Origin of the sequence: Candidatus Kryptonium thompsonii (genome assembly GCF_001535985.1) — a bacterium.
Lineage (GTDB): Bacteria > Bacteroidota > Ignavibacteria > Kryptoniales > Kryptoniaceae > Kryptonium > Kryptonium thompsonii.
The window spans coordinates 1-8,276 of sequence record NZ_CZVS01000070.1; the positions used below are offsets into that span (position 1 = coordinate 1).

The 8,276-nt window shown below is 36.5% G+C and carries 7 protein-coding genes and 1 pseudogene; 1 reads left to right on the forward strand and 7 read right to left on the reverse strand.

Annotation, left to right across the window (positions count from 1 at the left end):
* Nucleotides 1-1,298 (reverse strand): lipopolysaccharide biosynthesis protein (locus AWW78_RS09045; protein WP_047134949.1); only part of this gene is annotated, 1,298 nt, incomplete at its 3' end.
* Nucleotides 1,299-1,316: 18 nt separating this feature from the next.
* Nucleotides 1,317-2,172, reverse strand: a pseudogene (gene lipA, locus AWW78_RS09050) (lipoyl synthase).
* A gap of 112 nt (nt 2,173-2,284) precedes the next feature.
* On the opposite strand from lipA, the gene AWW78_RS09055 reads away from it, so the two are divergent.
* A complete protein-coding gene (locus tag AWW78_RS09055; RefSeq protein ID WP_047134950.1) occupies nt 2,285-4,438 on the forward strand; it encodes a vWA domain-containing protein in 2,154 nt (717 codons plus the stop codon).
* Between the two features lie 7 nt (nt 4,439-4,445).
* Here AWW78_RS09055 and xerA read toward each other — a convergent pair whose 3' ends face one another.
* From xerA to AWW78_RS09080, 5 genes are all read right to left on the reverse strand, one after another.
* The gene (gene xerA, locus AWW78_RS09060) at nt 4,446-5,348 is read right to left on the reverse strand and encodes a site-specific tyrosine recombinase/integron integrase (protein WP_047134951.1); all 903 of its coding nucleotides are present in this window, start codon (nt 5,346-5,348) and stop codon (nt 4,446-4,448) included.
* 198 nt (nt 5,349-5,546) lie between these two features.
* Nucleotides 5,547-6,092: a pyruvoyl-dependent arginine decarboxylase gene (locus AWW78_RS09065; protein WP_255301274.1), complete on the reverse strand. Its 546-nt coding sequence runs from the start codon at nt 6,090-6,092 to the stop codon at nt 5,547-5,549.
* Between the two features lie 23 nt (nt 6,093-6,115).
* On the reverse strand, nt 6,116-7,318 hold the full coding sequence (gene tyrS, locus AWW78_RS09070; RefSeq protein WP_047134954.1) for a tyrosine--tRNA ligase: 1,203 nt from the start codon (nt 7,316-7,318) through the stop codon (nt 6,116-6,118).
* A 54-nt stretch (nt 7,319-7,372) separates the two neighbouring features.
* Nucleotides 7,373-7,837, reverse strand: a complete 465-nt coding sequence (gene smpB / locus AWW78_RS09075) for an SsrA-binding protein SmpB (protein ID WP_047134952.1) — start codon at nt 7,835-7,837, stop codon at nt 7,373-7,375.
* Between the two features lie 43 nt (nt 7,838-7,880).
* Nucleotides 7,881-8,276 (reverse strand): DUF2721 domain-containing protein (locus AWW78_RS09080; protein WP_047134955.1); only part of this gene is annotated, 396 nt, incomplete at its 5' end.

Genomic DNA, 8,276 nt, shown 5'->3' on the forward strand with positions numbered 1-8,276 from the left:
AGGGTTGCAAAAGCAATTTTAGAAAGCTTTGCGTATTCGTATTTTATCGGATAAATTTTTTGGTTAATTATAAAAAGTGAAACTGACATTGCAAGGTAACTTATAAATGTAGCCCACGCAGCACCGTAAATTCCAAACATTGGAATTAAAGCATAGTTCCCAATTATATTAGCCAACGCACCTAATCCAGTAATATACGGCAGGTATTTTGTCTTTTTTTCTATGTAAACCCCTACTATCAAGTTAACATAAATCCCGTTGAAAAGATAGCCAGCCAAAATTATTGGCACAATTCCAAGTCCACCCCAATAATCAGGATGTATAATATGTCTTCCCAGAATTTTTATCCTGACGAAGTCATCGATGAAAAATGAGACAAGAAGGAATAAAAATGACGCAGTTAAAACGAAATAAGTCATAACTTTTGAAAAGATAACCTTTGCATCTGGACGATTTGCATTTTTCAAAAAGAATGGCCTCCATGCATAGTCGAACATTGACACAAAAAGCATCATGAAAATCCCAAGCCGATAGTTTGCTTGATAAATTCCAACAGTTTCATCATTTGTTAACGCCTTTAAAATGGGGCGATCCACCACTTGGATTATCATTGCAGATAATCCCGACGGTATGTAGGGAAGCCCGAATTTTAGAAGTTGAATATAAAGGCTTCTTAAGAAAGAAAACGAAAAGTTTAAAAAAATTACAGGCAGAAGCATCGCAAATGTCATGGCTGATGCTGTAAGCCCACTTATGAAAATTCCGTAGATTCCAAGCTTGAATTTTAATAGGAGTAAAATGTTAAGGGCTACATTTACAACTATGTTAAGTATTTTGATCATTGAAAAAATTAACGCTTTACTCTCAAGCCTTAGATATGCAAGTGGGATTATAGACACGGCGTCAAAAAATAAAATCCACGCGGAGTATTTCACACAAACCGAGTATTTGGACGGTATAGCGATTATCTTTGTGATATCGTCCGAGAAAATATGAAGCAAACTTGAAAAAAATAAAGATGAAAAAAAGATTGAAATAAACGGCGTGCTAAAGTTATCTTTTTTGGTCCCGATTTCAAGTGATGAAGCGTATCTTAGATATGCCGACTCCATGCCGTAGGAATAAATCACGTTCAGGAAAGCTATATAAGCATAAATTGTTGTGACTATACCGTACTCTTCGGGTTTTAAGATGTTCGTGTAAAAGGGGACGAGAATAAAATTTAAAAATCGCCCAATTATTGTGCTTAGTCCATAAATTGCGGTTTCTTTTCCAAGCTGTCTTATTTGTTGAAACATCAATGCAGGTTTTTATCTTTATGGCCAGATGATATGAGACTCTGCGTGATATGAGCTTCTTACAAGCGGGCCAGATTCCACATATTTGAACCCCATTTCAATACCGAGTTTTTTCAACATTTCAAATTCTTCGGGGGTGACATATCTGTCGACGGGCAAATGCATTTTAGTTGGTTGGAGATATTGGCCAAGCGTAAGTATATCAACATCAATAGCTCTTAAATCTTTCATAACTTCAATTACTTCATCAATCGTTTCACCTATTCCAAGCATCATTCCTGTTTTTGTGATGAGACCATGTTTTTTACAGTAGCTTAAAACTTTCAAACTTCTCTCATATTTGGCTTGGGGTCGGACTATCTTATAAAGTCGTGGGACGGTTTCAACATTATGATTTAAAATATCTGGTTTTGCTTCAATTATAACATCAAGTGCGGATTCATCTCCTTTGAAATCGGGAATCAAAACCTCAACTCTACATTCTGGAACGAGATTTCTGATTTGCCTTATCGTTTCAGCAAAAATCCCAGCGCCACCATCTTTTAAATCATCTCGATTGACAGAAGTTATAACTGCGTGTTTTATTCCCATGAGTTTAACCGCTTGTGCTACTCTTCTAGGTTCATCAGAATCAAACCATGTAGGTTTACCTGTTTTGACGGCGCAAAAAACCACAGCTTCGTGTGCATACATCCCCCAATATCATAAAAGTTGCCGTTCCCCTTGACCAGCATTCTGACATATTTGGACATTTTGCCTCTTCACAAACTGTGTTAAGTCTATAATTGTTCACAATATTTCGCACATGCATAAATGAGTCATTAATTTGAAGCTTTATCTTCAGCCACTCAGGACGTTTTTCTTTTATCTGCATGTTTTTTGGAAATTTGTTTTTTGTTATACAAAGTTAAAAATTTTGTTTGAGAAATGAAATTTTTATTTTTACTTGTGCCTTGATTTAAATTCAAAACAAAAAGTTTGAGCGGATGAGTTCGATCTCTTTCAATATAAACTTGGTTGTGCTTTTGCTTGCAGTTGTAGTTTCACTTGGGATTAGTTTACTATCATACCATCGTATTTCGCTCTCCGATGGAAATAGAAAAATTGTCCTTTTGTTCGTTTTGAGAAGCGTTGCTGTATTTATAGCATTTCTTTTAATTTCAGAACCAATTTTAACGCTTATTTCAAAATCGACAAAATTGCCCGCTATCGCAATTTTAATTGATAACTCAAAGAGCATGGGTATTAAAGATCGTTTGGGTGATAGGAAAAAGTATACCAAGGAAATTGTTGATAAATTATCCCAGCTTAAAATTCATGGTGAGAAAAAATTTTTCACTTTTTCAAGTGATGTTGAAGAAATAAAAAACTTCACATCAGATTCCCTTTCGTTTGCTGGTGGGGTGACAGACATCGGGGGAGCGTTGAGAAAAATTCAAGGAATAGCAACGCAGGAGAATATAAAGTCAATCGTTCTTGTTTCGGATGGTGTCTATAATGCGGGGGAAAATCCAATTTATATTGCGGAGAAACTCGGCTTACCGATTTTTACAATTGGTGTTGGTGATTCAAATATACAAAGGGATTTAAAAGTTGTGGATGTTTTAACAAATGAAGTTTCATATGCTGGGGTTGAGACACCGCTTGTTGCAAGGATTGAAAGTGCTGAGTTTGGTGGGAACGAGGTTATGGTATCACTTTACGATGAGAAAAGTGAAATTGCGAGGGAGAAGTTAAGTTTAAGTGGCGGTGTCAATGAATATGTTCTAAACTTCAAATTTATCCCAAAGGAAGAAGGTTTAAAGAAGTTTACAATTAAAATTCAGCATCTCCCTGGCGAGGTAACTTATCAGAACAATCAAAAATCTTTTTATGTGAAGGTTTTAAAAAGCAAGTACAAAATTTTAATTATAAGCGGAGCCCCAAGCCCTGACCTCGCTTTTGTGAAGAGAACCATTGGTGAAAATAAAAATTACGAAATCATTTCATACACCGAGAAACGAAGCGGTGAGTTTATAGAGGGTAATTTTAACATCAAAGATGCTGAAACATCCGACGCAATTGTATTTATCGGCTATCCGGTGAAAACATCAAATGTTGAGATAACAAATAAGTTGAAAAGCGTGATCGTTTCTCAGAACAAGCCATTTTTTTTCTTAATGAGCAGGACAATTGATTTTGATAAATTAAAGTTCTTTTCGGATGTTTTACCATTTAGATTTTCGCGAGTTCTCGCGGATGAAGATGTAGTTAATTTGTTTATAACTGAAGAGGGAAGAAGTCATGCCGTTACAGACTTAAAAGATAGAAATCATATCTGGAATATTCTACCGCCAATTTTTAAACTTCGTGCTGTTTTCAATGCGATCCCTGGTTCAACTGTCCTTGCGAAGGTGAGATATCAAAATGTTGAGACGCAAGAACCATTGATAATTGCAAGCAATCTTGGAAATAGAAAATCCGTTGCCATCTTGGGTTATGGAATTTGGAGATGGAAACTTATGACCGTGCCAAACAAAGAGTTTGAAGGTTTCTTTGAAACATTTATCAATAATTTGATCCGATGGTTAATTGCACCGGTTGAAGAAGAATTTATAAAATTTAAAATTTCTAAAAACTTTTTCAGCGAAGATGAAACGGTTGAATTTTCATCCCAGGTCTATGGCGAGGATTATTCACCTATAAATGATGCGGAGGTTAAGGTGAGCATTTTAAATCAGGAGACTAATGAAGTTGTGCGTGAATTTAACCTTGAGCAGGTGACGGCTGGAATTTACTCTGGAAGTCTTAGTCTTTTAAAAGGAGATTATAGATATGAAGCAAACGTTTCAAGGCGCGGGAAAGTTTTAAGAGATTTTTCAGGGCGTTTCACAGTTGGTGAATCTGAAGTTGAATTTTTAAATACACGTATGGATTCAAAACTTCTTCGGGAGATCGCCTTTAAGAGTGGGGGACTTTTTTTGAAACCAGATGAAATTGAGATTTTAGGGGAATTAATAACATCTGGAGCTGATTTTAAGCCAGCGATAGTTGAAAAGAAAAGGGAATATGTTTTAAGATCTAGGCTTGAACCGCTTATGATTGTGATAGTTTTGCTTTCGATTGAGTGGTTTTTGAGGAAAAGGTTTGGGCTTGCGTGATTTATTTTTATTCGGATCGTGGATGTGCAAGTTTATAGCTCTTTTTAAGGTGTTCAACTGTCACGTGGGTGTATCTTTGCGTTGTTGATAAACTTGAATGACCCAAAAGCTCTTTGACAGCCATTATATCAGCTCCGTGATTTAAAAGGTGCGTTGCAAATGAATGACGAAAAACATGCGGTCCTTTTTTCTCAAGATCTGCAATCGCAGATATATATTTGCTAACTATATTATAAACTTCAACTGGTGTTATCCTTTTCCCCTTTGAAGATAAAAACAGCGCTTTTTTATCATCTTCTGTTTGTTGTGGCGTTGTAAAATTTTCTCTTATGTTAAGATATTTTATCAATGCTTCTTTTGCTTTCTTACCAAAGGGAACAAGTCTGACCTTTCCACCCTTGCCGAGAACCTTAACAGTTTCATTTGTGAAGTCAATGTCTTCAAGGTTCATTCCACAAAGCTCACTGACCCTTATCCCAGTGCTGTAAAGTGTTTCAAGAATTGCACGATCTCTTATCCCTTCATCGGTTTTTAAATCAGGTAGATTCATCAACTTTTCAATTTTGCTTTCCTCAAGAAAAACAGGTATGGGTTTATCGGTTTTGAGCGAAAAACCTATGGTTGGATTTGAGTTTATTATTTTAAAGCGTGTTAAGAACTTAAAAAAGGATTTGAGGGCTGATAATTTAGTTGACATGCTTGTTTTTTTTAGTCCCTTCGAGTGAAGGTATGAGAGGTAATCTCTTATTAAAGATCGATCGATTTTTGCAACATTGATTTTTTGTTTTGCATTGTTGGAAATAAAAGCATAAAACTCGTATAGAGCATCGTGATAAGTTTGAATGGTTCTTTGAGAATAATTTCTTTCGATTTCTAGATATTCGAGAAATTTTCTTATTTTGTCTTCCACTGTTTTGGAGATTTGAGTAAAATTTTTAAAAAAATTTTTAAGATAAGGCTGTTAATATTTTTAAAACTTGACTTTCATTGAAAGATATATTATATTTATAGCAGGTTCAAGAGTTTCCCTCACCCAGGGTATCCCCCGCCCTGGGTTCCCCCGCAGGGCAGGTTCCCCCCGCCTGCCCTTTCCTTCTTACCTTTTTTATTATGGAATTAAAACAGCAGCTGCAACAACAGTCGTCCATAATCCAGTCTTATCAACTATTGCAGATTGGGTTATATTAAATGTTCTTACTATTTTACCGCTCATCTTCCATACTTGTTCTCTTTCATCCCAACTTGTGTTCGGATCAAATTCAAGCCCAAGAGTTGTTGCAAGCATTGTAGCTGCAAGATCTTCGGCATATTCACCAGCTTTGTCATCAGTTTGACCAAAGGCATGATGCTCTGAGAGATATCCAAATTGTTCAGAATCGGCGGGTATAGCAACGCCAATTGAAGCTGCGATTAACCTATTTGGTTCATTGCTCGACTCCTGGCTTATAACAACATGAACGATTTGCCCGGGCTTCAAGTATTCAAGCCCTTTGTTCTTTGGGATTATTTTGCATCCCGGCGGGAATATGCTTGAGACGCGGACGAGATTAAATTGTGCAATGCCAGCATCCCGGAGCGCCATTTCAAAGCTTGTGAGTTTTTCCTTGTGGCGCCCGACCCCTTTTGTCAGAAACATTTTTGTTGGGACATACAATTTCTGATTTTCCTCCTTGTTATTTAGTTTTTAATTTTTGGTTTTATCCTTAAAAATTTACGTTTTCCAACTTTTATTACAAATGATTCTTTGAGTTCAACAATTGTATCAATGTCGTTAATTCTATTACCGTCAATGCTAACACCACCGAGTTGAATTAATCTTTTTGCTTCACTTTTTGAACTTGCAAGCTTTGTGTGAACAAGTAGATCAACAAGTCTAATTTTCTCATCCTTAGAATCAATTTCAAATTCTTCAATTTCATCTGGAATTTCCTTTTTTACGAAAATTTTGTCAAACTCATCTTGTGCTTTGTTAGCAGCTTCAACACCGTGATACATTCGGACAAGCTCCCACGCTAATTTTCGCTTTAGGTCTCTCGGGTTAACATTTGGATCTTGAAGTTGCTTTTTTATTTGTTCGATTTCAGCAGGGGATAAATCTGTCGTTAACAAGAAGTAGTCATAAATTAATTCGTCTGGGATCGACATCGTTTTGCCATACATTTCAAAAGGCGGATCATTTAAGGCAATATAATTGCCGAGCGATTTGCTCATCTTCTCGACCCCATCCGTTCCGACAAGAAGTGGCGTTGTTATTATCACCTGTGGTTCTTGTCCAAATTCTCGTTGAATGTCTCTGCCGACGAGAAGGTTAAATTTTTGATCTGTTCCACCAAGTTCAACATCTGCCTCAATTGCCACGGAATCCATTGCCTGTGCAAGTGGATACAAAAGTTCGTGTATGCTAATTGGTTCCCCTGATTTATATCTTTTGGTGAAGTCATCTCTTTCAAGCATTCTGGCAACGGTGTACTTGCTGGCGAGCCGTATTACATCTTCAAATGTCATCTTTCCAAGCCACTCGGAATTATATCTTATCTCGACCCTTTCGGGAAGTAAAATTTTTTTCGCTTGCTCAAAGTAAGTTTGACCATTTACCCTCGTTTCCTCAAAAGATAGTTGCGGTCTTGTTTTGTTTTGTCCAGAAGGATCACCAATCATTGCTGTGAAGTCACCAATTATCAGGATTGCGATATGTCCGAGTTCCTGAAAATGCCTTAATTTTCTCAGAACGACAGAATGCCCAAGGTGAAGATCAGGTCTTGTTGGGTCACAGCCAAGTTTAACTCTAAGAGGTTTGCCTGTTTTTATTGAGTTTTCAATCTTTTTGACAAGTTCTTCCTCAGGGATTATCTCAACGACACCACGCTTAATTAAGTCCATTTGCTCGTTTACGCTTGGAAATTTCAACTCATCAAATTTTATTTTGTTTTAAAATTATTCACGATATTTGTCCGCATATCGTCGTTTTAATTCCCGTTGCAAATCCCTTTCGGCTATATCTTCTTTCTTCTCGTATTTTCTTTTGCCTCGCACAAGGGCGAGCTCAACTTTTGCCTTTCCATTTTTGAAATAAACTTTCAAAGGTATTAAAGTTAAACCACGCTCTTTGACCTTTGTTGAAAGTCGTATAATTTCGTGTTTATGTAAAAGCAATTTTTTATCTCGCAGTGGATCGTGATTGTGAATGTTTCCATATTCATAGGGGCTTATGTGCATATTTAAAAGCCATACCTCACCATCTTTGATTATTGCGTAACTATCTTGTATGCTCACCTTGCCCTGACGCAATGATTTAACCTCCGTTCCTTTAAGAACAATTCCAGCTTCAATCGTTTCAAGAATTTCATAGTCGTGATGCGCCTTTCGATTCGTTGTCACTATTTTAATTTTGTCATTCATTCGGTGTTAATTTTAAAAAAATTAATTTCCAAAATCAACTTTTTCATTCCTCACCTTTAACCTCAATCAAGATAACACGATATGAAACAAGAACATCAATTCCAAGAAAGCAAACCCCGCAGAGAACAAGAAACAATCCAACGACGAAAAGATAGAGCGGAATTTCTCGAACAAATGGCGTTGTGAAAAATATATTTAATCCGATCGTAAACGATGTCAACACAAAAAATATCGCTGCTGTTATATGGCAAAGCATAGCGTTCCTTATATACCAAATTCGCCTGACGAGAATGTCGATTTGATTTTTTATGCTTAAAAATCGAACATTTTCTGTGTATTCAAGCTCACCACGTTTTACAAACTCTTTAATGAGTCTTCTTTTTTCATCGTTTAATAATCTAACCCTATTGACGAGCGTTGAATGCCTTGCGTTCAATCC

What these genes read in the sequence shown, in the direction of transcription:
- AWW78_RS09055 (WP_047134950.1), top strand. Translation starts at nt 2,285, where the DNA reads ATGAGTTCGATCTCTTTCAATATAAACTTGGTTGTGCTTTTGCTTGCA.
- tyrS (WP_047134954.1), bottom strand. Translation starts at nt 7,318, where the DNA reads ATGGACTTAATTAAGCGTGGTGTCGTTGAGATAATCCCTGAGGAAGAA.
- smpB (WP_047134952.1), bottom strand. Translation starts at nt 7,837, where the DNA reads ATGAATGACAAAATTAAAATAGTGACAACGAATCGAAAGGCGCATCAC.